The 22566-nt window shown below is 74.2% G+C and carries 20 protein-coding genes; 10 read left to right on the forward strand and 10 right to left on the reverse strand.

The window, feature by feature from the left end:
* Positions 1-4: 4 nt before the first annotated feature.
* Positions 5-1522, forward strand: coding sequence for a glycoside hydrolase family 3 protein (locus tag ACF1AL_RS05195; protein ID WP_391778996.1), 1518 nt, complete (start codon positions 5-7; stop codon positions 1520-1522).
* 371 nt (positions 1523-1893) lie between these two features.
* On the opposite strand, the gene ACF1AL_RS05200 is transcribed toward ACF1AL_RS05195, so the two are convergent.
* Genes ACF1AL_RS05200 through ACF1AL_RS05215 form a run of 4 tightly spaced genes read right to left on the reverse strand, consistent with a single transcriptional unit; the run spans position 1894 to position 6704 of the window.
* The gene (locus ACF1AL_RS05200; RefSeq protein ID WP_391778997.1) at positions 1894-3036 is read right to left on the reverse strand and encodes an XdhC family protein; all 1143 of its coding nucleotides are present in this window, start codon (positions 3034-3036) and stop codon (positions 1894-1896) included.
* Positions 3029-5152, reverse strand: coding sequence for a xanthine dehydrogenase family protein molybdopterin-binding subunit (locus tag ACF1AL_RS05205; protein ID WP_391778998.1), 2124 nt, complete (start codon positions 5150-5152; stop codon positions 3029-3031). The genes ACF1AL_RS05200 and ACF1AL_RS05205 overlap by 8 nt, the downstream gene beginning before the upstream one ends.
* On the reverse strand, positions 5149-6141 hold the full coding sequence (locus ACF1AL_RS05210) for an FAD binding domain-containing protein (protein ID WP_391778999.1): 993 nt from the start codon (positions 6139-6141) through the stop codon (positions 5149-5151). The genes ACF1AL_RS05205 and ACF1AL_RS05210 overlap by 4 nt, the downstream gene beginning before the upstream one ends.
* Complete coding sequence (locus tag ACF1AL_RS05215; protein ID WP_386419951.1) at positions 6138-6704, reverse strand: (2Fe-2S)-binding protein; 567 nt, start codon at positions 6702-6704, stop codon at positions 6138-6140. Before ACF1AL_RS05215 ends, ACF1AL_RS05210 begins: the two co-directional genes overlap by 4 nt.
* A 200-nt stretch (positions 6705-6904) precedes the next feature.
* Between ACF1AL_RS05215 and ACF1AL_RS05220 the strand changes: the two genes are divergently transcribed.
* From ACF1AL_RS05220 to ACF1AL_RS05230, 3 genes are all read left to right on the forward strand, one after another.
* Entirely contained in the window at positions 6905-7504 is a 600-nt protein-coding gene (locus ACF1AL_RS05220) for a TetR/AcrR family transcriptional regulator (RefSeq protein ID WP_391779000.1), read from the forward strand.
* A gap of 164 nt (positions 7505-7668) precedes the next feature.
* Positions 7669-7872: a cold-shock protein gene (locus ACF1AL_RS05225; protein ID WP_366840140.1), complete on the forward strand. Its 204-nt coding sequence runs from the start codon at positions 7669-7671 to the stop codon at positions 7870-7872.
* Between the two features lie 257 nt (positions 7873-8129).
* Entirely contained in the window at positions 8130-8819 is a 690-nt protein-coding gene (locus ACF1AL_RS05230) for an esterase/lipase family protein (RefSeq protein WP_391696639.1), read from the forward strand.
* Positions 8820-8918: 99 nt separating this feature from the next.
* Here ACF1AL_RS05230 and ACF1AL_RS05235 read toward each other — a convergent pair whose 3' ends face one another.
* A complete protein-coding gene (locus tag ACF1AL_RS05235) occupies positions 8919-9341 on the reverse strand; it encodes a secondary thiamine-phosphate synthase enzyme YjbQ (protein ID WP_391659095.1) in 423 nt (140 codons plus the stop codon).
* A 122-nt stretch (positions 9342-9463) separates the two neighbouring features.
* Between ACF1AL_RS05235 and ACF1AL_RS05240 the strand changes: the two genes are divergently transcribed.
* Positions 9464-10549, forward strand: coding sequence for an NAD(P)-binding domain-containing protein (locus ACF1AL_RS05240; protein WP_391779001.1), 1086 nt, complete (start codon positions 9464-9466; stop codon positions 10547-10549).
* A 12-nt stretch (positions 10550-10561) separates the two neighbouring features.
* Here the strand turns inward: ACF1AL_RS05240 and mltG are convergent, their stop codons facing one another.
* Entirely contained in the window at positions 10562-11332 is a 771-nt protein-coding gene (gene mltG, locus ACF1AL_RS05245) for an endolytic transglycosylase MltG (protein WP_391697203.1), read from the reverse strand.
* A 292-nt stretch (positions 11333-11624) separates the two neighbouring features.
* Positions 11625-13433, reverse strand: a complete 1809-nt coding sequence (locus tag ACF1AL_RS05250; RefSeq protein WP_391779002.1) for an ABC transporter ATP-binding protein — start codon at positions 13431-13433, stop codon at positions 11625-11627.
* Positions 13434-13563: 130 nt separating this feature from the next.
* Here ACF1AL_RS05250 and ACF1AL_RS05255 point away from each other — a divergent pair, with 130 nt between their 5' ends.
* Positions 13564-14013, forward strand: a complete 450-nt coding sequence (locus tag ACF1AL_RS05255) for a MarR family transcriptional regulator (RefSeq protein WP_366840135.1) — start codon at positions 13564-13566, stop codon at positions 14011-14013.
* Between the two features lie 27 nt (positions 14014-14040).
* Here ACF1AL_RS05255 and ACF1AL_RS05260 read toward each other — a convergent pair whose 3' ends face one another.
* Together ACF1AL_RS05260 and ACF1AL_RS05265 are read right to left on the reverse strand one after the other, a co-directional pair.
* Positions 14041-15705, reverse strand: coding sequence for a peptide-N4-asparagine amidase (locus tag ACF1AL_RS05260; RefSeq protein ID WP_391779003.1), 1665 nt, complete (start codon positions 15703-15705; stop codon positions 14041-14043).
* Between the two features lie 82 nt (positions 15706-15787).
* A complete protein-coding gene (locus ACF1AL_RS05265) occupies positions 15788-16528 on the reverse strand; it encodes a L,D-transpeptidase family protein (protein WP_391779004.1) in 741 nt (246 codons plus the stop codon).
* 274 nt (positions 16529-16802) lie between these two features.
* Between ACF1AL_RS05265 and ACF1AL_RS05270 the strand changes: the two genes are divergently transcribed.
* From ACF1AL_RS05270 to ACF1AL_RS05285, 4 genes are all read left to right on the forward strand, one after another.
* Positions 16803-18632 carry an ABC transporter transmembrane domain-containing protein gene (locus ACF1AL_RS05270; protein ID WP_391779005.1) on the forward strand — a complete coding sequence of 610 codons (1830 nt, stop codon included), beginning with the start codon at positions 16803-16805 and terminating at the stop codon, positions 18630-18632.
* Positions 18629-20410, forward strand: coding sequence for an ABC transporter ATP-binding protein (locus ACF1AL_RS05275; protein ID WP_391779006.1), 1782 nt, complete (start codon positions 18629-18631; stop codon positions 20408-20410). Before ACF1AL_RS05270 ends, ACF1AL_RS05275 begins: the two co-directional genes overlap by 4 nt.
* Positions 20411-20890: 480 nt before the next feature.
* Complete coding sequence (locus tag ACF1AL_RS05280) at positions 20891-21361, forward strand: DUF5709 domain-containing protein (protein WP_391696616.1); 471 nt, start codon at positions 20891-20893, stop codon at positions 21359-21361.
* Between the two features lie 60 nt (positions 21362-21421).
* Positions 21422-21673 carry a type B 50S ribosomal protein L31 gene (locus tag ACF1AL_RS05285; RefSeq protein WP_103784076.1) on the forward strand — a complete coding sequence of 84 codons (252 nt, stop codon included), beginning with the start codon at positions 21422-21424 and terminating at the stop codon, positions 21671-21673.
* Between the two features lie 71 nt (positions 21674-21744).
* Here the strand turns inward: ACF1AL_RS05285 and ACF1AL_RS05290 are convergent, their stop codons facing one another.
* Complete coding sequence (locus ACF1AL_RS05290) at positions 21745-22539, reverse strand: metal-dependent hydrolase (protein WP_366840130.1); 795 nt, start codon at positions 22537-22539, stop codon at positions 21745-21747.
* Positions 22540-22566: the final 27 nt, after the last annotated feature.

The raw sequence follows: 22566 nt of genomic DNA on the forward strand, positions 1-22566 counted from the left end.
CCCGATGACCACATTCACCAGTACCGCGTCCGGCAGCGGATCCACCGCGGGCGACACCGTCGCCCGGGACGCGCTGGCCGTGCTGCAGCCCGGCTTCGCCGGCACCACCGCGCCGGACTGGGTGCGCCGCCGGCTCGGCGAGGGCCTGGTCTCCGTCGGCCTGTTCGGCCGCAACGTCGTCACCGCCGAGCAGGTCGCCGCGCTCACCGCGCAGCTGCGGACCGAACGCGAGGACGTCCTCGTCGCCATCGACGAGGAGAGCGGCGACGTCACCCGGCTGGAGGTGCACACCGGCTCCTCCTTCCCCGGCAACAACGCCCTCGGCGCGGTCGACGACACCGAGCTGACCCGGGGCGTCGCCCGCGAGCTGGGCCGCCGGCTCGCCGCGTGCGGCGTCACCCTCAACTGGGCGCCGTCCGCCGACGTCAACGCCAACCCCGACAACCCGGTGATCGGCGTGCGTTCCTTCGGCGCCGACCCGGCCCTGGTGTCCCGGCACACCGCCGCCTACGTCGAGGGCCTGCAGTCCGTGGGCATCGCCGCCTGCACCAAGCACTTCCCCGGCCACGGCGACACCGGCGTCGACTCCCACCTCGCCCTGCCCCGCATCGACGTGGACACGGCCACGCTGCACGCCCGCGAACTCGCCCCCTTCCGGGCGGCGATCGCGGCCGGCACGCGCGCCGTGATGAGCGCGCACATCCTGGTGCCCGCCCTCGACCCGGACCGCCCGGCCACGCTCTCCCGCCCCGTCCTGACCGACCTGCTGCGCGGGGAACTCGGCTACCAGGGCCTGATCGTCACGGACGGCATGGAGATGCGCGCCATCTCCGGCACGTACGGCATCGAGCGGGGCACCGTCCTGGCCGTCGCGGCCGGCGCGGACGCGATCTGCGTCGGCGGCGGTCTGTGCGACGAGGACATCGTGCTGCGGCTGCGGGACGCGCTGGTGGCCGCCGTCCGCTCCGGTGAACTGCCCGAGGAACGGCTGGCCGACGCGGCCGCCCGGGTGCGGGAGCTGGCCGGCTGGACCGCGAAGGCGGTACGGGCCGCGGGCACCGGGGCGCCGGCCGAGCCGGAGATCGGCCTGACCGCCGCCCGCCGGGCCGTGACCGTGACGCCCGGCGCGGCCGAGACGGGAGCGGTCACCGAGCCGGTGTACGTCGCCACCTTCAGCCCCACGCCGAACATCGCCGTCGGCGACGAGACGCCGTGGGGCGTGGGCGTCGAGCTGACCCGTCTGCTGCCGGGCACCGCCACGGGCGTGTTCACCGGAGAGGACGCGGGGACGGCGGCGCTCGCCGCGGCGGAGGGCCGCCGCGTGGTCGCCGTCGTGCGCGACGAGCACCGCCACGCGTGGATGGGCTCCGCCCTCGACACCCTTCTCGCCGCCCGCCCCGACACGATCGTGATCGAGATGGGCGTCGCCCAGTCCCCGCCCCGCGGGGCGCTCCACCTGGCCACCCACGGCGCAGCCCGCGTCTGCGCGATCGCAGCGGCGGAACGCATCGCGGGGGCGTGACGGCACGAGGCGCGGGCGTGACAGGGCTGGGCGCCCGCCGGTGTGTATGGGCTCGGCACGCGGGGGCCCGACCGCTAAGCGCGTGGGCGTGACAGCGCTCGGCGCAGCCCGCTGCGTGACGGCTCGGCACGCGGGGGCGTGACCACTGGGCGCGCGAGCGTGACAGCGCTGCGCGCACGCCCGTGCGTGTCGGCTCGGCACGCACGGGCCCGACCGCTGGGCGCGCGGGCGCGTGACCGCTCGGTGGGGCGGGCAGACGCTCCTCTCGGGCCGGACCGCGCACCGGCGCCGCCCAGCTCGGGGCGGCGCCGGTGTGTGACGTGCGGGGCGACCCAGCTCCGGCCCTCGCCCGCGGCCGGCGGTGGCCGGGGTCAGGCCGCTGCCGTGTGGTCGTTTCGCTCCGGGTCGCGGTGGATCGGCTGGTCCGAGCCGGTGAGCGGCAGCCCCGTGCCGCCGCGTCGGGTCGCCACGATCTCGGCGGCGATGGACAGGGCGGTCTCCTCCGGCGTACGGGCTCCGAGGTCGAGGCCGATCGGGGAGCGCAGCCGGGCGAGCTCCCGTCCGGTCAGGCCGGCCTCGCGCAGGCGGCGCTCGCGGTCGGCGTGGGTGCGGCGCGAGCCCATCGCGCCGACGAACGCGACCGGCAGGCGCAGCGCCACGGTCAGCAGCGGCACGTCGAAGCGGGCGTCGTGGGTGAGCACGCACAGCACCGTACGGGCGTCGGTGCGGGTCGCCTGCAGATAGCGGTGCGGCCAGTCGACGACGACCTCGTCGGCGTCGGGGAAGCGTGCCGGGGTGGCGAACACCGGGCGGGCGTCGCACACCGTGACGTGGTAGCCGAGGAACTTCCCGGCGCGGACGAGGGCGGCCGCGAAGTCCACCGCACCGAAGACGATCATCCGGGGCGGCGGCACGTTCGACTCCACCAACAGGGTGAGCCCGCCGGGGCAGTGCGTGCCGTCCTCGGCGAGTTCGACGGTGCCGGTGCGGCCGGCTTCCAGCAGGGCGCGGGCCTGCGCCGCCGCCGTACGGTCGAGGTCCGGGTGGCCGCCGAGGGTGCCGTCGATGCGGCCGTCGCCGTGGACGAGCAGGGCGTGGCCGAGCAGCCCGGCGGGGCCGCGGGCGACGCGGGCCAGGGCCACGGGCTCGCCGCGGCCGGCGACGGCCAGCGCCGCCGCCGGCACCGCGCGGGCGGGGTCCCCCGCGCGGACCGGGGTGACCAGGATGTCGATCACCCCGCCGCAGGTGAGGCCGACGGCGAAGGCGTCCTCGTCGCTGTAGCCGAAGCGTTCGAGCACGCTCTCGCCGTCGGCGAGCGCCTGCACGCACAGTTCGTACACCGCGCCCTCGACACAGCCGCCGGAGACCGAGCCGATCACCGTGCCGTCGGCGTCGACCGCCAGCGCGGCGCCGGGTCCGCGCGGGGCGCTGCCGCCGACGGACACGACGGTGGCGACGGCGAAGTCCCGGCCCTCCTCGGCCCAGCGGTGCAGCTCCGCGGCGATGTCAAGCACGCGGCTCCCCCGCCTGGATGACCCGGTCCGGCCGGATGGGGAGCGCGCGGTGGCGTACGCCGGTCGCGTGCCAGACGGCGTTGGCGACGGCCGCGGCGGCCCCGACGATGCCGATCTCGCCGACGCCCCGGATGCCGATCGGGTCGTCCGGGTCGACGTCCTCGATCCAGTCGGCCTCGACCTGGGGGATGTCGGCGTGGGTGGCGACGTGGTAGCCGGCGAGGTCCGCGCCGACCACGCCGCCGGTGGCCCGGTCGCGGGCCGCCTCCTCGTGCAGGGCCATGGACAGGCCCCAGATCATGCCGCCGACGAGCTGGTTGCGGGCGGTGAGCGGGTTGATGATCCGGCCGGCGGAGAAGATCCCGAGCATGCGCCGCACCCGCACCTCGCCGGTGGTCACGTCGACCGCGACCTCGGCGAACTGGGCGCCGAAGGAGTGCCGTTCCTTCTGGCTGAGCGCGCCGACGGCCTCGGTGGTGTCGGAGCGCACGGTCAGGCCCTCCGGCGGGATCGCGGTGCCGAGGGCGAGCCGTTCGCGCAGTTCGCCGGCCGCGGCGGTGACCGCCCAGGACCAGGAGCGGGTGCCCATGGACCCGCCGGCGATCCAGGCCTGCCCGAAGTCGCTGTCGCCGATGAGCACCCGGACCCGCTCCGGGGTGACCTGCAGCGCGTCGGCGGCGACGAGGGTGAGCGCCGTACGGGCGCCGGTGCCGATGTCGGCGGCGTTGACCCGGACGGTGAAGGTGCCGTCCGCCTCGGCGGTGACGGCCGCCGTGGAGGGGGCGGAACCGGCCGGGAAGGAGGCGGCCGCGGTGCCGGTGCCGAGCAGCCAGCGTCCCTCGCGTCGCAGGCCGGGCCGCGGGTCGCGGTCGGCCCAGCCGAAGCGGCGGGCGCCCTCCTCGAAGCAGGCGATCAGGTGCCGGCTGGCGAACGGCAGCCCGGACACGGGCCCGGCCTCGGGTTCGTTGCGCACGCGCAGTTCGATGGGGTCCAGGCCCAGCCGCTCGGCGAGTTCGTCGAGCGCCGACTCCAGCGCGAAGGAGCCCGGTGCCTCGCCGGGCGCGCGCATCCAGGTCGGGGTCGGCACGTCCAGCCGTACGACCCGGTTGGCGGTGTGGTGGGCGTCGGCGTCGTACATCACCCGGGCGGGTGCGGCGCCCGGTTCGACGAACTCGTGCACCGTCGAGGTCAGGCTGAGGCAGCTGTGCTCCAGGGCGCGCAGCCGCCCGGCGGCGTCGGCGCCGAGCCTCACCCGCTGCCGGGTGGGGCTGCGGTAGCCGGCCAGCGAGAACATCTGACGGCGGGTCAACACGACGCGAACGGGCCGCTGGAGGGTGGTCGCGGCGAGCGCGGCGGCCACCTGGTGGGCGCGCACGCCCTTGCTGCCGAAGCCGCCGCCGACGTGTTCGGAGCGCACGTGCACGGAGGCCGGGTCGAGCGAGAAGAGCAGGGCGAGCTCGTGCGCGACCCACATGGTGCCCTGGTTGGAGTCGACGATCTCGAGCCGGCCGCCGTCCCAGTGGGCGGTGGCCGCGTGCGGCTCCATCATCGAGTGGTGCTCTTCAGGAGTGGTGTACTCCTCGTCCACGACCGCGGCGGAGGCGGCGAGTTCCGCCGTCAGGTCGCCCTTCTCGGCGACCCCGGGCATGTGCCCGTCGAGGGCGTAGGCGTCCTCGCCCGCGCGGCCGAAGTCGACGTCGTGCGGCTGCTGTTCGTAGTGGACGACGAGCGCTTCGGCGGCTTCCCTGGCCTGTTCGGAGGTCTCGGCGACGACGAGCGCCACCGGCCAGCCGAGGTGCGGCACACGGTCGTGCTGGAAGAGCGCGGAGGTGCGGTCGGGGGTGCCGAGCAGTCCCGTGTACTCGGTGTCCAGGCGGGGGGCGTTGCCGTGGTGCAGGACGGCCAGCACGCCGGGCATGGCGAGGACGGGCTCGGTGTCGACGGCGGTGATCCGGCCGCGGGCGACGGTGGAGGTCACCAGCCAGCCGTGGGCGAGGTCGGCGAACGGTATCTCGCCGGCGTAGCGGGCGGCTCCGGTGACCTTGTCGCGGCCCTCGACGCGGGTGTGGGCGGTGCCGACGGAGCGCAGGGTGGTGGCGGTGGTGGTCGTGGTCATCGGGCGGTCTCCTCGGCGAGTTCGGTGAGCACGGCCACGACGAGGTTGCGCATGAGGGTCACCTTGTATCCGTTGTCGGGCAGCGGGGTGGCCGCGGCCAGTTCGGCGTCGGCGGCCGCGGCGAAGGCGTCCGGTGTGGCGGGCCGGCCGGTCAGCGTCTCCTCGGCGGTGCGGGCCCGCCAGGGCCGGGAGGCGACCGCGCCGAAGGCGAGCCGCACGTCGTGCACCAGGCCGTCGCGGACGTCGAGCGCGGCCGCGACGGAGCCGATGGCGAAGGCGTAGGAGGCCCGTTCGCGCACCTTGCGGTAGCGGGAGTGGGCGGCGGTGGGCGCCGCCGGCAGGGTGACGCCGGTGATCAGCGCGCCGGGCGGCAGGGCGGTCTCCCGGTGCGGGGTGTCGCCGACCGGCAGGTAGAAGTCGGCGAGCGGCACCTCGCCGGGGCCTTCGGCGGTTTCGTAGGTGACGACGGCGTCGAAGGCGGCGAGCGCCACCGCCATGTCGGAGGGGTGCACGGCGACGCAGTGCTCGGAGGCGCCCAGGATGGCGTGGCCGCGGTGCTCGCCGGTGCGGGCGGGGCAACCGCTGCCCGGGACGCGCTTGTTGCAGGGCTGGGTGACGTCGGTGAAGTAGGCGCAGCGGGTGCGCTGGAGCAGGTTGCCGCCGACGGTGGCCATGTTGCGCAGCTGGCCGGAGGCGCCGGCGAGGACCGCCTGGGCGAGGGCCGGGTAGCGGCGGCGGACGTCGGGGTGGGCGGCGAGGTCGCTGTTGGTGACGGTCGCGCCTATGCGCAGGCCGCCCTCGGGAGTCGACTCGACGCGGTCCAGGGGCAGTTCGCGGACGTCGACGAGGCGGGCGGGCCGCTCGACGCCGGACTTCATCAGGTCGACGAGGTTGGTGCCGCCGCCGAGGTAGCGGGCGTCCGGGTCGGCGCCGAGCAGGGCGACGGCGCCGGCGACGTCCGCGGCGCGCTGATAGCCGAACTCCTTCATGCCGCCGCCTCCTCGTCCTTGCCGGACTGCTCCTGGGCGGCGCGGGTGATGGCCTCGACGATCGAGACGTAGGCGCCGCAGCGGCACAGGTTGCCGCTCATCCGCTCGCGGATCTCCTCGGGTGTCAGCGGCGGCGGTCCCGCCTCGGGCCTCACGTCGCCGGTGGCGGCGCTGGGCCAGCCGCGGGCGTGCTCCTCGATCATGGCGACGGCGGAGCAGATCTGGCCGGGCGTGCAGTAGCCGCACTGGTAGCCGTCGAGGTCGAGGAAGGCCTGCTGGACCGGGTGGAGCTCGTCGCCCTCGGCCAGCCCCTCGACGGTGGTGATGTCCCGGCCCTCGGCCGCCACCGCGAGCTGCAGGCAGGCGACGGTGCGCCGCCCGTCGACGAGGACGGTACAGGCGCCGCACTGCCCGTGGTCGCAGCCCTTCTTCGTACCGGTGAGATCGAGGCGCTCGCGCAGGGCGTCGAGCAGGGTGGTGCGGTGGTCGACGGTCAGCGTGTGCTTCTCGCCGTTGATGTGCAGGGTGACGGCGCTGTGCGTCGACGACGGCGCTGTGGCCATGATCAGCCTTCTTTCGCGAAGAGCAGGCGGAGACGTTCCCGTGGGGCTGGGTGGAGCGGGCGGAGAAGACGTCGGGGCAGGCAGGCGCTATGGTGAGGAAGGCGCTAACCGGACAGCTGTCCGCTAGACCGTACGAACCTAACGGACAGCTGTCCGCTTAGCAAGGCCGGGTTCGGCCACGAACCCGTGAGGAGGACCCAGTGCAGCCGAAGAAGGACGCGCCCGAGGCGCCACGCCGCTCGGACGCCCAGCGCAACCGCGAGCGCATCCTGGAGGTCGCCCTGGCCGAACTCACCCGCGACGCCGACGCCCCGCTCAGCCAGATCGCCAAGAAGGCCGGCGTCGGGCAGGGCACCTTCTACCGCAACTTCCCGAGCCGGGAGGCGCTGGTCCTGGAGGTCTACCGGCACGAGATGCAGCAGGTCGCCGACAGCGCGGACGCGCTGCTGCGCGAGCAGGACCCGCAGCGGGCGCTGCGCACCTGGATGGACCGTCTCGCCCGGTTCGCGATGACCAAGGCAGGGCTGGCCGACGCGCTGCGCCAGGCCACGAGCGCCCCGGGAGGCCCGGCGAAACCGGCGCCCACCGCCGTGTCCGAGGCGGCCGAGCGGCTGCTGCGCGCCAACGAGAAGGCCGGCACGATCCGGCCCGGGGTGGGCGCGGAGGACTTCATGCTCGCCATCGCCGGCCTGTGGCACGTCGGCGCCGCCGAGGACGCCCCCGCCCGCGCCGGCCGCCTGCTGGACCTCGTCATGGACGGCCTGCGCGCCGGGGCACCCGGCCGCGGTGTGCTACAGTGAATGCGTTGCAGTTTTGGTACCCATGACTTTGTGCGCGCCTGACGGTTTGTGACCTTCAGGCGCGTTTGTTTTATGCCGGGGATTCTCCCGGTGGGGGTCATTGCGGCGACCGGGCCTCGCGAGGTGCGAAGCGCCCGTCACTACCCCATGCGGAGGAGAAAATCATGGCCAGCGGCATCGTGAAGTGGTTCAACTCGGAAAAGGGCTTCGGCTTCATCCAGCAGGACGGCGGCGGCCCGGACGTGTTCGCGCACTACTCGAACATCGCCACCCAGGGCTTCCGTGAGCTGCAGGAGGGCCAGCGGGTGACGTTCGACGTCACGCAGGGCCAGAAGGGCCCGCAGGCGGAGAACATCCTCCCGGCCTGACACCGGCGCCTTCGAAGGGCCCGCACCCGCTTCGGGTGCGGGCCCTTCCGCATGCCCGCACGGAAACGGGCCCTTCCGCATGCCCGCACGGAAACGGGCCCTTCCGCGTGCCCCCACGGGAGCTCTTCGCGACGCCCGTGCCGAAAGATCGGTGCACGCGTCTTGACCGCAGGCGGTTACCGGCCAGTACGCTCACGCCGCCACCCCCTCACACCGGTGTCTGCACACTCCCCGTACCGCTCCTGTGAGGACCCCCCGTGAACAGAACCCTCGTGGCCACCGCCGTGGCTGCCGCCGCAACCCTTCTCGCCCTCCAGACCTCCGTCCCCGCCCAGGCGTCGAGCAGTTCCAGCTTCACCCCCACCAGCAACCCCGTCCTGTTCGTGCACGGCTACACCGGAGACGGCAGCAACTGGAACACCATGGCCGGCCGCTTCCAGAACGACGGCTGGCCCTCCTCCCACCTCGACCAGTGGACCTACGACTGGCACCAGTCGAACGCCACGACCGCCCAGCAGCTCTCCGCCGAGGTCGACCGGCTGCTCTCGGCCACCGGCGCCACCAAGGTGGACATCGTCAGCCACTCCATGGGCGGCCTGTCCTCCCGCTACTTCCTGAAGAACCTCGGCGGCGGCGACAAGGTCGACGCCTGGGTGTCCCTGGGCGGCCCCAACCACGGCACCGACAGCGCCAACAGCTGTTTCGACACCTCGTGCACCGAGATGCGCATCGGCTCGTCGTTCCTCGCCTCCCTCAACTCCGGGGACGAGACGCCGGGCGCCCCTCGCTACGCGACCTGGTGGTCGCCCTGTGACACCGTGATCAACCCCGACAGCTCCGTCGCGCTCTCGGGGGCGGCCAACACGAAGACGGCCTGTCTGAGCCACACCGGGCTGCTCTCCGACGCGACCGTCTATGCCCAGGTGCGGGACATGATCAACTCCTGACGGCAGGCGGGGCGGAAGGGGTCCGCGGGCCCCTTCCGCCCTTCCCTCAGGCCACCGGCCCTCAGGCTCTCAGGCCCTCACGGCCGCACCGGGGGAAGCTCAGCCCAGGAAGCTCAGCCGGACCTGCCGGTGCGGGTTGTCCTTGTTGGTGTCGACCAGGCACACCGACTGCCACGTGCCCAGCTCCAGACGGCCCGCGATGACGGGGAGCGTGGCGTGGGGCGGGACGAGGGCCGGCAGGACGTGGTCGCGGCCGTGGCCGGGACTGCCGTGGCGGTGCTGCCAGCGGTCGTCGGCCGGCAGCAGGGTGTGCAGCGCGGCGAGCAGGTCGTCGTCGCTCCCGGCACCGGTCTCGATCACGGCGATCCCCGCCGTCGCGTGCGGTACGAAGACGTTGAGCAGGCCGTCGCGGCCGCCGGCCGCCTCCCGCAGGAAGGCCTCGCAGTCGCCGGTGAGGTCGACGACGGCCTCCCGGGATCCGGAGGACACGTGGAGCACTCGGGTGGTGAAGGCATCGGACATGGGCCCATCCTCACCCATCGGTCCACCCTTCCGACGAACGGCGCAGCAGCGACACCCGCTTCGACGGCCCCGGGCCCCCGTCGAGGGGGAAGATCCACGACCGCACCGGCGTTAGTAGAAACGTGAACGAACTGCGCGAGGTCGAGGTCGTCGTCGTGGGCGCCGGGCAGGCGGGCCTGTCCAGCGCCTACCACCTGCGCCGCACCGGTTTCGCACCGGAGCGGGACTTCGTGGTGCTGGACCACTCCCCCGCGCCCGGCGGTGCCTGGCAGTTCCGGTGGCCGTCACTGACGTACGGCAAGGTGCACGGGATGCACGCGCTGCCCGGCATGGAACTGACCGGCGCCGACCCGGCGCGGCCGTCCTCGCAGGTCGTCGCCGAGTACTTCGCGGCGTACGAGCGCGCCTTCGACCTGCGGGTGCGGCGCCCGGTGGACGTGACGGCGGTGCGCGACGGCGCGGACGGGCGGCTGCTCGTCGAGACCTCCCACGGCGCGTGGTCGACCCGCGCGCTGATCAACGCCACCGGCACCTGGGACCGGCCGTTCTGGCCCCGCTACCCCGGTCAGGAGACCTTCCGGGGCCGGCAGCTGCACACCGCGCAGTATCCGGGCCCGCAGTGGTTCGCGGGGCGGCGGGTCGTCGTGGTGGGCGGGGGCGCCTCCGGCACCCAGCACCTGCTGGAGCTGGCCCCCTACGCGGCCGCCACGACCTGGGTCACCCGGCGTCCGCCGGTCTTCCGCGAGGGCCCCTTCGACGAGGACGCGGGCCGCGCGGCGGTCGCGCTGGTGGAGGAGCGGGTTCGGCAGGGGCTGCCGCCGCGGAGCGTCGTGTCGGTGACGGGCCTGCCGCTGAACGACGCGATACGGCAGGGCCTCGCGGACGGCGTCCTGGACCGGCAGCCGATGTTCGACCGGATCACCCCGGAGGGGGTGGCCTGGAACGACGGACGGCACGTGGACGCCGACGTCGTCCTGTGGGCCACCGGCTTCCGCCCGGCGATCGACCACCTGACGCCGCTGCGGCTGCGCGAGCCGGGCGGCGGCATCCGCGTCGAGGGCACCCGCGCGGTCGCCGATCCGCGCATCCACCTCGTCGGCTACGGCCCGTCGGCCAGCACGATCGGCGCCAACCGGGCCGGGCGCGCGGCCGTACGGGACATCAGGCGGCTGCTGGCGGAGCAGGACGCTCGGGCCCTGGCGGCCTGACGGCCCGGGTGCTCACCCGCCGGAGTGCTGCGACCGGTTGAACTCGGCGACATTGCGCTGGTGTTCGGCGTAGTCGGCGGTGAAGCGGGTGTCGCCGGGCCGGACCGTGACGAAGTACAGCCAGTCGCCCGCCGGCGGGTTGATCGCCGCGCGCAGCGCGTCCTCGCCGGGGTTGTCGATCGGCGTGGGCGGCAGCCCCATGCGCTGGTAGGAGTTGTACGGGCTCTCAGCGCGGGTGTCGGCGGTGGTCGTCCGCAGGGTGGAGCGGCCCAGGCCGTAGTTGAGGGTGGAGTCCATCTGCAGCGGCATGCCCCGCTCCAGCCGGTTGAAGACGACCCGGGCGACCTTCCCCATGTCCTCCTTGGTGGCCGCCTCGGCCTGCACGATGCTGGCGATGGTGACCGCCTGGTAGGCGTTCATGGCGTTGCGCTGGGCGCCGGCGGCGACGGGGGCGAACTTGCGGTTGGCGGTGTCGACCATCGTCGCGAGCAGCTGCTCCGGCTTCGCGTGGTCCTTGTCGGGCAGCGGGTACGTCGCCGGAAAGAGGTAGCCCTCCGGGTTGCCGCCGGCGTCGCTCGGCAGCTTCAGGTCCGCCTTGGCCAGGGACTTGCGGGTGCTGCCCGGAGGAAGGCCGAGCGCCTTGTCGACGGCGGTGTACACCTGGGCCGCCCGCCAGCCCTCGGGGACGACCAGGGTCGCGGACCGGCCCGCCCCCTCGCCGCCCAGGATCAGCAGCGGCACCGCCACGGCGGCACCGGCGACGACGGCTCCGGCCGCGATCAGGACGGCACGGCCGCGGCGGGTGAGCCGGACCGGGCTGCCGCCCCGGCCCGCGCCCCCTCGCCCCGCACCTCTCGGGGCCGCGCCGCCCCGGCCGCCGGTGCTCCTCGCGCCACCCAGCCGGCTCGGCCCGCCCCACGCGCTCCTGGCGCTCCCCCCGCTCGCCCTGCTCCCCGTTCTGCTGCTCGTCGTCCTCGGGCTTCTCGTGCTCCTCGTCCGGCGTCGCGGGAAGTTCGTCTGCATGCGGGAACGGTAACCGCAAAAGTGCGACAAACCCGGCATAACCGCCCTTGCGTCAGCTCGTCGGCTCCAGGCGGGCGTCCCGGCGCACCAGGGCCGCGTACCGCCCGTCCAGTGCCAGCAGTTCGTCGTGCGTGCCGCGCTCGGCGACCCGGCCGGAGTCGAGGACCACGATCTGGTCGGCGCCGCGGACGGTGGACAGCCGGTGGGCGATGGTGACGGTGGTGCGGTCGGCGGACAGGGCGTCGATGGCCTGCTGCACGGCGGCCTCGGTACGGGTGTCCAGGGCGCTGGTGGCCTCGTCGAGGATCAGCACCGGCGGGTCGCGCAGGATGGTGCGGGCGATGGCGAGGCGCTGCTTCTCGCCGCCGGAGAAGCGGTGGCCGCGCTCGCCGACGACCGTGTCGTAACCGTCCGGCAGCGACATGATGTGGTCGTGGATCTGGGCCGCGCGGGCGGCCGCGTGCAGCTCCTCGTCGGTGGCGTCGGGCTTGGCGAACCGGAGGTTGTCGGCGACCGAGGCGTGGAAGAGGTACGTCTCCTGCGAGACGACGCCGACCGCCCGGGCGAGGGTGTCGAAGTCCAGGTCGCGCACGTCCACGCCGTCGAGGGTGACGCGGCCGCCGGTCACGTCGTACAGGCGCGGCACGAGGTAGCCGAGGGTGGACTTCCCTGCACCGGTCGGGCCGACGACGGCGAGGCTGCCGCCGGCCGGCACGGTGAGGTCGACGCCGTCGAGCACCGGACGGGCCTCGTCGTCAGCGCCGTACCGGAAGGTGACGTCCTCGAAGCGGACCTCGCCCTTGATCTGGTCGAGGCGGACCGGGTTCTCGCGCTCGGTGATGTCGATGGGCAGGTCCAGGTACTCGAAGATGCGCTGGAAGAGCGCGAGGGAGGTCTGGATCTGCACGCCCGTGGACAGCAGGCTGACCGTGGGCCGGAACAGCCCCTGCTGGAGCGAGACGAAGGCGACGATGGTCCCGATGGAGACGCCCGGGCCGCCGAGCTGCAGGGCGAGACCGGCGGTCCAGTAGATGACCGCGGGCATCGCGGCCATCACGATCGTGATGACGGCCATGCGCCAGCGCCCGGCCATGTTGGACCGTACCTCCAGGCCGACCAGCGACTCGGACTCCTCCGCGAAGGACGCGGTCAGCGAGTCGGAGCGGCCCATGGTGCGGCCGAGCAGGATGCCGCTGACCGACAGCGACTCGGTGACCGTGGCGGCCATGGCGGCCATCTGCTTCTGCCGCTGCGTGGTGATCTTCCGGCGCTCCTTGCCGACGCGGCGGCTGATCCAGACGAACACCGGCAGCAGGAGCAGGGAGACGACGGTGAGCCGCCAGTCGAGGGCGACCATCGCGACGACGGTGGCGACGACGCTGGTGAAGTTGGAGACCAGGGAGGTCGCGGTGGAGGTGACGGTGGCCTGCATCCCGCCGATGTCGTTGGCGATGCGGGACTGCACCTCGCCGGTGCGGGTGCGGGTGAAGAAGGCGAGCGACATGCGCTGCAGGCGGCCGTAGACCGCGGTGCGCAGGTCGTGCATGACGCGCTGGCCGACGGTGGTCGAGATCAGTGTCTGCAGCACGCCGAAGACGCTGGTGAGGACGGCGCTGAGGATCATGCCGAGGGCGAGCAGGCTGAGCAGCCCGGTGCGGCCCTGCGGGATGGCGACGTCCAGGGTCTCCTTCAGCAGGAACGGCGTGGCGACGGAGACCAGCGAGGAGGCGCCGACGAGCACGCCGACGACGGCGAGCCGGCCGCGGTAGGGACGGAAGAGGCGCAGGATCCGGCGGACCTGCCGGGGCTGTTCGGCGGCGTCCGCGGGCGGGGTCCAGGAGGGCGCGTGATCGGGGTGCATGGGCTCCTACGGGGGTGGGGTGGCGGGCGTCGGCGCTGCATGTGAAACCGGGCACGGGGCGCCGACCGAACGGACCATAGCTCATTGTTACCTAAACTCACAATGAACCAGGTCCTGATATTGTTCCCGCATGACCTCGCCCGATCCCGACGGCCTGCTCGCCGAGCAGTTGCTGCGGCTCACCCGCCGGGTGCACCGCATCCAGAAGCGCCATCTGCAGACGCGTGACCTGGGCATCACCCCGGCGCAGTCCCGCCTGCTGCGCACCCTCGCGCACTACGGCACGCCGCCGCGCATGGCCGACCTCGCCGAACGGCTGGAGGTCGTGCCACGCGCGGTGACGACCCTGGTGGACGCCCTGGAGGCGCACGGCAAGGTCCGCCGGGTCCCGGATCCGGTCAATCGCCGGGTGACCCGCATCGAGCTGACCCCGTCGGGCCGCGAGACGCTCCGCGAACTGCACGCGGCGCGCCGCGCGGCGGCGGAGGAGATCCTGGCGCCCCTGGAGAAGGAACAGCGCGCGGTGCTCGGCGACCTGCTGGACACCCTGATCGACGGGGCGCCGGCGGGCGGCTGCTGAACCCGCCGGTCAGGACCCGCTTCGGGCTCAGCAGGCCTGGCGGTCCTCCACCAGCGCTCCCTGGCGGGTCGTCAGGGTGCGGTCCCAGCAGCCCTCCGAGCCGTACAGCCGGTAGCGTTCCCGGCTCGTGCCGACGGCGTGCCGCTGCTCGCGCGGCACGTTCAGCGTGAACGCGGCGTCGCCGGAGTAGGTGTCGTCCAGCCGGGACCAGGCCGTCCGCCGGCCGCCGCGGGTCTCGTCGACCGCGGCCCGGTCCCCGAGCGTGAGCACGGTGCGCAGCCGGTCGTCCGCGCCGATGGTGATGGTGCCGTCCATCGTGTACGTCCGGTGCGTGTGGGCACTCCGGGCCGGCCCGCGTCCGTCCACGGTCACCGTCTCGTCGTCGTTCCAGGTGGCGTCCAGCCCGTCGACCGTCTCGCCGTCGTTCCAGCGGTGGACGGAGGTGTTCGCGAGGACGCGGTCGACGGTGGTCGTCACCCGGCCGTGCGAGGTGTCGAGGTAGCCGGCGACGGTGAGGCGGTGGCCGCCGCGCGTGTCCAGCCGGTGCTCGGAACCGGGCGTGTGGACGGACGAGTTGGTGAGATCGCCGACCCGGTGCTCGGTGAGCTTGCCGGTGACCTGCGCCTTTCCGGCGTCCTGCCAGACGAGCACGTTCACCGGCGTGCTCCACCCGGCCTGCCCCTCGGGCACCCCGGCCACCGACACCTCGACACGGTGCGGACGCCCGTCGTTGAGCAGTCCGGCGAACGGCGTCAGGTCGTAGGTGATCGGTTTGACGTCGAAGGCGCGCGGTGCGGGAAGGACGTACCACAGGAACGGGTTGGACCAGCCGCCCGTCCACACCGTCGGGAACGGCGCGGCGATACCGGCCAGTTGCCCGTCGACGGAAACCTGCACCTCGCGGTACGGCCCACCGCTCGCCTTGCAGGAGTACGGCGCCGCGTCCGGCACCGTCAGATACCAGAACTCCTCGCAGCCGCCGCCCGACCCGGTGGCGTACACCTCGGCGAGGACGCGCTCACTGTTGCGCGGGGTGGTGAGCGTCCTGCCGTCGGTGAGGGTGAGGACGCGGTCGGGGGTGCGCTCGGCAGGAGCGCCGGTGAAGAAGGTGAGGGTCGCCTTGACGTCGATGACGCCGGTGTAGGTGGCGTCGACGACGTTCCCGATGAGCATCTCGACGTCCTGCGCGCGGCGGAAGGTGTCGCTGTAGCGGGTGACGTCCTTCTCGACCGACCAGGAGATGCCGTCGGGCGACGGCTCCGGCGTCGAGGTGCGCAGCACCTCCACCCCGCCGACGTGCAGGTACCCGAGCCGGTCGAACTGCCGGCCCTTCACCTTTCCGTCGAGCCGCAGCACGACCTTGCTCCACCGCTCACCGCAGCCGGCGGGCGGGGTGTACCGGCCCCGGTACGGCGTGAAGTCGCGGAACTGCGCCTCGGCGAGGGTGACCTGGCAGGACCGGGAGTGAGGGCGGGCGACGGGCGGGGCGGCGGTCAGCGGGTCGTGCCAGTCGGTACCGAATTCGGCGGGCACGTCGGCGCTCCGCGCCGCGCCGGCGGGGGCGGCCGCTCCGGCGGGGGCTGCGGCACCGGCTGGTGCGGCGGCACCGGCTGGTGCGGCGGCCGCTCCGAGGAGGGTGCTCGCCAGGAGGGTCGCTCCGGCGAGCATGGACATGATGATCCGGCTTCTCATGGCCGGGTTTCTACGGGGTCCCGGCCGGGCCCGCAATGGGGCCTCGGGATCTTCGGCGGCCTCGGCGGGCGACTTCGGACGATCAGGCCCGCAGGTCCGCCTTGTCCCCCATCACCACCACCGGGTGACGCGCCGGGTCGATCGCGCGCAGCAGGTACTCCATGGCCGGCCGGGACAGCGTGACGCACGCCGACGTCCCGCTGCCGTGGTCCATGTGCAGCCAGACGCTCCCGCCCTTCTTCTGCCCCTGGGGGCGAGTGGGGTCGTTCGGCGAGGTGCCCTTGACGCGGTTGTAGTCGATGGCGATGACGTAGTCGAAGTCGTGCCAGGCGCTCCTGCCCCAGGTGTGCGGCGCGGCAAAGGAGGCCGACTCGGTGTACGGCAGTTTCGCGCCCGGGTCGGGGAGCACCCCGCCGGCGTCGCTCAGCGTGAACACGCCCACCGGCGTGCGGTTGTCCCCCTCATGGTGGTCGAGCGTCCACCCCTTCTTGCCGTTGTGCGCCGGCCAGCTGCGCACCCGTTCCCAGACGGATCCGCGCCGGTCGTAGAGCACGACCGTGGCGCCGGGGGCGTCCTTGCCGTCACCGTAGACCGCCACCACCTGGCGGGAATCGGCCGGGATCCGGCGCCGCAGGCGGTCCCCGACGCCGGGGATGCGGGTCGGGTCCGTGCTGGGGCGGGTGGCCGTGGCGCCGGATTCCGCCTCGGGTCCGCCGTGGCCTCCCCCACCGCCGCACGCGGTCAGCGCTCCCAGTGTCAGGGCGCACGCCGCCGCGGTGAGCCCGGTCGCGCGCCACGTCCCGCCCTTGCCGCTGTGTCGCATCGATCCATGATGGCACCGCCGTTTCACGCGGCCGGTGGCCGGGGGTGTGCGGCCCCGGGGAAAACCGTTTGATTCCGACCACGCTGCGGCGCCAACCTGTCACGGTTTGCTGCGCCGCCCCCGGACGGCCGGCCCCTTCGCCGTGCCTTCCTCACTCGTTCCCCTCGCTCCTCCCTCCCTTCACCTCCCGTCCCCCTTCCTCAGCTCCTCTCCTCCGCTCTTCTCCCCCGCCCCTTCCGACCATCCGCTTCCTGACACGAGCCACTGGGACGTCATGCAGATTCACGACCTTCCGTATTCCGACCCGGGCGTGCCCGACGCGCGCTCGGGACCCCGCTTCCTGTGGTGGCTCGGCCGGAATCAGCTGGGCGGTCAGCTCAAGGCACTGGCCTGGGGCCTGGTGCACTTCATGGCCGTCTCCGCGCTGCCCTTCTGCGTCGGGTTCGCCGTCCAGGCCGTCGTCGACCGCTCCGGAACGCGGCTCGCGCTCGCCGGCGGCCTCCTCGCCCTGTGCGGCGCGGCCACCGCGCTCGGCGACACCTTCCTGCACCGGGCCGCCGTCACCAACTGGATCACGGCCGCCGCCCGCGTCCAGCAACTGCTGGCCCGCAAGGCCGCCGAACTCGGCGCCGCCCTCACCCGGCGGGTGGCCGCCGGCGAGGTCGTCGCCGTGTCCACGGGTGACGTGGAGAAGATCGGCTGGTTCGTGGAGGCCGTGTCCCGGTTCACCGCGGCGGCGCTCACCGTCGTGCTGGTCTGCGCCGGCCTGGTCGTCTACCAGCCCGCCCTCGGCGTGGTCGTCGCCGTCGGACTGCCGCTGCTCGCCGTGGCCGTGCTCCCGCTGCTGCCCGCCGCCACCCGCCGCGCGGACGAACAGCGCGAGAAGGCGGGCCGCGCCACCGAACTGGCCTCGGACACCGTGGCCGGGCTGCGCGTGCTGCGCGGCATCGGCGGCGAGGAACTGTTCCTGCGCCGCTACCGCCGCGCCTCCCAGGAGGTCCGCCGCGCCGCCGTGCGCAGCGCCCGCATGTGGTCGCTGATCGCGGCCCTGCAGGTGCTGCTGCCCGGCCTGCTGCTCATCGGCGTCGTCGTCTACGGCGTCCACCTCGCCCGCGAGGGCCGGATCGCCGTCGGCGAACTCGTCACCGTCTACAGCTCGGTCATGGTGCTCGCCTACCCGTTGCGCCACTTCGAGGAGATCGCCATGGCCTATTCCTTCTCCCGGCCGTCGGCGAAACGCGCCGCCCGTGTGCTCTCCCTCGAACGGGCCGTCGGCCCCGGCGGATCGCGCACCGCGCTGCTCCCCTCCGGCGACCTGCACGACCCGGAGACCGGGCTGCTCGCCCCCGCGGGCCGGCTCACCGCCGTGGTGTGCGGCGACCCCGACGCGGCCGGCCGGCTCGCCGAACGGCTCGGCGGGCACGCCACCGAGGAGGGCCCGTCGGTCCGGCTGGGCGGGGTCCCGCTGGACGAACTGCCCCTCACCGCCGCCCGTACCGCCGTCCTCGTCCAGGACAAGGACCCGGTGCTGCTGTCCGGCACCCTGCGCGAGCTGCTGGACGTGCCCGCCTCCGGAGCCGTCGAGGCGGAGACGGCACTGGCGGCCGCCCAGTGCGACGACGTGCTGCAGGCGCTGGTGCAGGGCTCGCTCGACGCCGCCGACCCGATGGACGCCCGCATCACCGAACGCGGCCGGTCCCTCTCCGGCGGCCAGCGCCAGCGCCTCGCCCTGGCCCGCTCGCTGGTCACCGATCCCGAGGTGCTGGTCCTGGACGAGCCGACCTCGGCCGTCGACTCGCACACCGAGGCGCGCATCGCCGAGGGCCTGCGCCGGGTGCGCGCCGGCCGCACCACGGTGGTGTTCACCTCCTCACCGCTGCTGCTGGACCGCGCCGACCAGGTCGTCCTGGTGCACGAGGGCCGGGCGGCGGCGGTCGGGACACACACGGAGCTGGTGCGCTCCGACCCCCGGTACCGGGCCGTCGTGACCCGGGAGACCGACGACGAGGCCGCCGCGCCGGGCGCAGGGGTGCGCGACGACGCTGCGCTCGACGGCGAGCTGGACGTGCTGGAAGAACTGCGAGAGATCGAGGAGACCGCATGATCGGCGTGGCGCCACCGGCCTACGACCCGGCGGCCCCGACGACGGCGACCACCCTGCCCGTCGGCGCCCCCGCCACCGTCCGCGCCTACGTGGCCGAACTGTTCCGCCGCCACCGCCGCGCCTTCCTGCTGCTCATCGGGGTGAACACAGCCGCGGTCCTCGCCTCCATGGCGGGCCCCTGGCTGCTCGGCGACCTCGTCGAGCGCGTCTCGCGGAAGGCGGCGGACCTCCCTCTCACCCGCACCGCCGCCCTGTTCGTGCTGGCCCTGCTCGTGCAGGCCGTCTTCGTACGGCAGGTGCGGCTGCGCGGCGCGATGCTGGGCGAGCGGATGCTGGCCGACCTGCGCGAGGACTTCCTCGTCCGCTCGGTCGCCCTGCCGCCCGGCGTGCTGGAACGCGCCGGCACCGGCGACCTGCTCTCCCGGATCACCACCGACATCGACCGGCTGGCCAACGCCATGCGCGAGGCCGTGCCGCAGCTGGCGATCGGCGTGATGTGGACGGTGCTGCTGCTCGGCGGCCTCGTCGTCACCGCGCCGCCGCTCGCGCCGGCCGTCCTGCTGGCTTTGCCGCTGCTGATCGTCGGCTGCCGCTGGTACTTCCGCCGGGCCCCGTCCGCCTACCGCTCCGAGGCCGCCGGATACGCCGCCGTCGCCGCCGCCCTCGCGGAGACCGTGGACGCCGGGCACACCGTCGAGGCACACCGGCTGGGCGAGCGCCGCACCGCGCTGTCCGAGCAGCGGATCGCCCAGTGGACCGCGTGGGAGCGCTACACGCTCTGGCTGCGCTCGGTTCTCTTCCCGGTGATCAGCGCCGTGCACGTCACCGTGCTCGGCTCGGTGCTCATGATCGGCGGCGTCTTCGTGCTGCGGGGCTGGATCGGGGTGGGGCAGCTGACCACCGCCGCGCTGCTCGCCCAGATGCTCGTCGACCCGGTGAACCTGATCCTGCGCTGGTACGACGAGCTGCAGGTCGCCCAGGTGTCGCTGGCCCGGCTGGTCGGCGTGCGCGACATCGAACCGGACGCGGGCGACCCGTCGGTGGTCCCGGGCGGCCGCGACGTGCACGCCGAGCGGGTGCACTTCGGCTACCGGGAGGGCGTGGACGTCCTGCGCGAGGTCTCCCTGCGGGTGCCGCCCGGCACCCGGATGGCCCTGGTCGGCCCCTCGGGCGCGGGCAAGTCCACGCTGGGCCGGCTGCTGGCCGGCATCTACGGGCCCCGCTCCGGGCGGATCACCCTCGGCGGCGCCGAACTCTCCCGGATGCCCGCCGAGCAGGTCCGCTCCCATGTGGCCCTGGTCAACCAGGAGCACCATGTGTTCGTCGGCTCGCTGCGCGACAACCTGCTGCTCGCGCGCACCGGCGCCGAGGACGCCGAGCTGTGGGCCGCGCTCGGCGCGGTCGACGCCGGGGACTGGGCCCGCGCCCTGGACGAGGGCCTGGACACCGAGGTCGGCTCGGGCGGGCTGGCGCTCACGCCGGCGCAGGCCCAGCAGATCGCGCTGGCCCGGCTGGTGCTGGCCGACCCGCACACGCTGGTCCTGGACGAGGCGACGTCCCTGCTCGACCCGCGGGCCGCCCGCCATCTGGAGCGCTCGCTGGCCCGGGTCCTGGACGGCCGCACCGTCGTCGCGATCGCACACCGGCTGCACACGGCTCACGACGCGGATGTCATCGCCGTCGTGGAGAGCGGCCGCATCAGCGAGCTGGGCAGCCACGACACCCTGGTCGCGGCCGACGGCGCCTACGCGGCTCTGTGGCGGTCCTGGCACGGCTGACGTGCAGCAGGGCGGGCGCCGGGGCCGGGGCCGATCGGGCAGGGCTGACGGGCACCGCGGCCCGCGCCGTCGCGGCCGGGGGCCGGACGCGGGAGCGACCCGGACGGTGGACACCGTGGGAGGCCGGGGCAGGGTCCGGTCCGCGCGGGGCCGGGGCGAGGACTGGTCCCCGGCCGGGGTGCCGGACGCGGGAGCGACCCGGCCGGTGGACGCCCCCGCAGGCCGGGGCGCGTTCCGGGCCGCGCCGGGCCGGGGCGGGGGACGGTCCGCGAAGGGCCGGGGTCGCCCGCGCGGCCCGGCGTGGGGGCCTCTGCCGTTGCGCAGGGGTGAGCGGGGGTGGAACGCTGGAGAACGGCACCGGCTCGGGAAAGGCCCGGGGACCGTCCGGCTCCGTGCCGTGCGCGGCCTGTGCCCCGCGCCATGGTGTGCCGTCGCAGGCCGTCGTGACAACGGGCTTGTCCCCACTCCCTGGAGGTACCCGTGAACAGCGCCGATGGATGGGGAGACGACGTCTACCAGCCCGATCCGTCCGACCAGCGGGAGGACACGGGCGTGCTCGACTCCGAGGACACGCTGGAGTACGACGGCGTCGACGATCCGCTGGACCGCGGCTGGTCCCCTCCGGAGCGGCCCTGGGCGGTGGAGCACACCGGCGTGACGGCCGCGGAGCGCCGCGCGGGTGAAACCCTCGACCAGCGTCTGGCGGAGGAGCTGCCCGATCCGCCCGTGCCCGACGGCGACGGGATCGGGGACACCGACGGCACGGACGGCGAACCGCTGGACAGCGAGGTCGGTGCCGTCCGCTCCGGCCGGCTCGTCGCCCCCGACGAGGGCGCGCACGAGGACGAGGAGGCCGCCCTGGTCGCCTCGGACGTCGGGATCGACGGCGCCGCCGCCTCCGCCGAGGAGGCCGCGATGCACATCGTCGACGAGGACGCCCTCTCCGGCTGACCCCCACACCCGTCCGCACCGCCGTACCCGAACGCCACCCGCCCCCTGCGAGGAGCCGCCATGCAGCAGGACAAGCACCCCGACTACCACCCGGTCGTCTTCCGCGACCGCGCCGCCGGCTACGCCTTCCTGACCCGGTCCACCGCCACCAGTGACGAGACCATCGAGTGGGACGACGGGCAGAGCTACCCGGTGGTGGACGTGGAGATCTCCTCCGAGAGCCACCCCTTCTACACGGGCAAGGCCCGCACCGTGGACACCGAGGGCCGCATCGCCCGCTTCGAGCGGCGCTACGGCGGCGAGGCGTCGTAGGGACCGGCCGCGCACCGCGCGACAAGGGGGCGCGCCCAGGCGCGGGACCCCACGGCGGGCGCGCGAGCTGCTCAGATGAAGTTGAGGGCCGCCGCCCCGCCCACTCCCCCGAGCAGCATGAACGCCGGCATGAGCACCTTCAGCTCGACCCAGCTGCCGGCCCGGAACCGCATCGCCTTGGGCGGCCCGATCGGGTACCAGCGCTTGCGGCCCACCGGAATCGGCCACAGGATCGGGCAGCCGGAGACGGTCAGCGCGTCCCCGATGTCGTGCACCAGCGCGCCCAGCACGATCGGCAGCCCCAGCCAGAGATACTGCTGGCCGGGGTCCGTGAACAGCCAGTCGGAGCCGTTGCCCGGCTTGTCCAGCCAGCCGGCGAGGATCCACGCGCTAGCCGCGGCCAGCAGCCACACCAGCACGTCGCTGCTGGAACCGCGCGCCGCCCGCCACAGCAGCCCCTCGATCGCCAGCACCATGTGCACGAAGAGGATCGCCAGCACCGCCCAGCGGCCGCCCGTGATCGCCAGTGCCGAGGTGCCCGCGCCGATCAGGACCGCCCACAGCCAGGTGTGGGTGAGCGTGCGGTGACCGCCGGAGCGGCGCGCGTCGCCCTGCTTGCGGGTCGCCTTGTAGACGGCGTAGGACAGCTTGTCGACGATCTCGCACAGCCCGCGGGAGAGGGGGCCGAAGGCGCGGGAGATCGTGGCCGCCTTGTGGTCCAGGTCCGGGGCGAGTGCGGCGCCCGCGCAGATCAGCGCACCCGCGAGCACCACCGGCCAGGGCATCGGATGCCCGGCCGCGGCGGCCGCCGCACCGACGCCGAGCCAGGCCGCGGCGCCCGACAGTGAGTGTGCTGGTCCCATCATGGCCTGTGCCCGCCCCATTCCTCATGC

It is taken from the genome of Streptomyces sp. NPDC014801 (assembly GCF_043082085.1).
Classification (GTDB): domain Bacteria; phylum Actinomycetota; class Actinomycetes; order Streptomycetales; family Streptomycetaceae; genus Streptomyces.

Coding starts and splice junctions, on each gene's coding strand:
- ACF1AL_RS05195 (WP_391778996.1), top strand. CDS start 5: ATGACCACATTCACCAGTACCGCGTCCGGCAGCGGATCCACCGCGGGC.
- ACF1AL_RS05205 (WP_391778998.1), bottom strand. CDS start 5,152: ATGACCACGACCACCACCGCCACCACCCTGCGCTCCGTCGGCACCGCC.
- ACF1AL_RS05210 (WP_391778999.1), bottom strand. CDS start 6,141: ATGAAGGAGTTCGGCTATCAGCGCGCCGCGGACGTCGCCGGCGCCGTC.
- ACF1AL_RS05215 (WP_386419951.1), bottom strand. CDS start 6,704: ATGGCCACAGCGCCGTCGTCGACGCACAGCGCCGTCACCCTGCACATC.
- ACF1AL_RS05225 (WP_366840140.1), top strand. CDS start 7,669: ATGGCCAGCGGCATCGTGAAGTGGTTCAACTCGGAAAAGGGCTTCGGC.
- ACF1AL_RS05235 (WP_391659095.1), bottom strand. CDS start 9,341: ATGTCCGATGCCTTCACCACCCGAGTGCTCCACGTGTCCTCCGGATCC.
- ACF1AL_RS05250 (WP_391779002.1), bottom strand. CDS start 13,433: ATGCACCCCGATCACGCGCCCTCCTGGACCCCGCCCGCGGACGCCGCC.
- ACF1AL_RS05255 (WP_366840135.1), top strand. CDS start 13,564: ATGACCTCGCCCGATCCCGACGGCCTGCTCGCCGAGCAGTTGCTGCGG.
- ACF1AL_RS05260 (WP_391779003.1), bottom strand. CDS start 15,705: ATGAGAAGCCGGATCATCATGTCCATGCTCGCCGGAGCGACCCTCCTG.
- ACF1AL_RS05265 (WP_391779004.1), bottom strand. CDS start 16,528: ATGCGACACAGCGGCAAGGGCGGGACGTGGCGCGCGACCGGGCTCACC.
- ACF1AL_RS05270 (WP_391779005.1), top strand. CDS start 16,803: ATGCAGATTCACGACCTTCCGTATTCCGACCCGGGCGTGCCCGACGCG.
- ACF1AL_RS05275 (WP_391779006.1), top strand. CDS start 18,629: ATGATCGGCGTGGCGCCACCGGCCTACGACCCGGCGGCCCCGACGACG.
- ACF1AL_RS05285 (WP_103784076.1), top strand. CDS start 21,422: ATGCAGCAGGACAAGCACCCCGACTACCACCCGGTCGTCTTCCGCGAC.
- ACF1AL_RS05290 (WP_366840130.1), bottom strand. CDS start 22,539: ATGATGGGACCAGCACACTCACTGTCGGGCGCCGCGGCCTGGCTCGGC.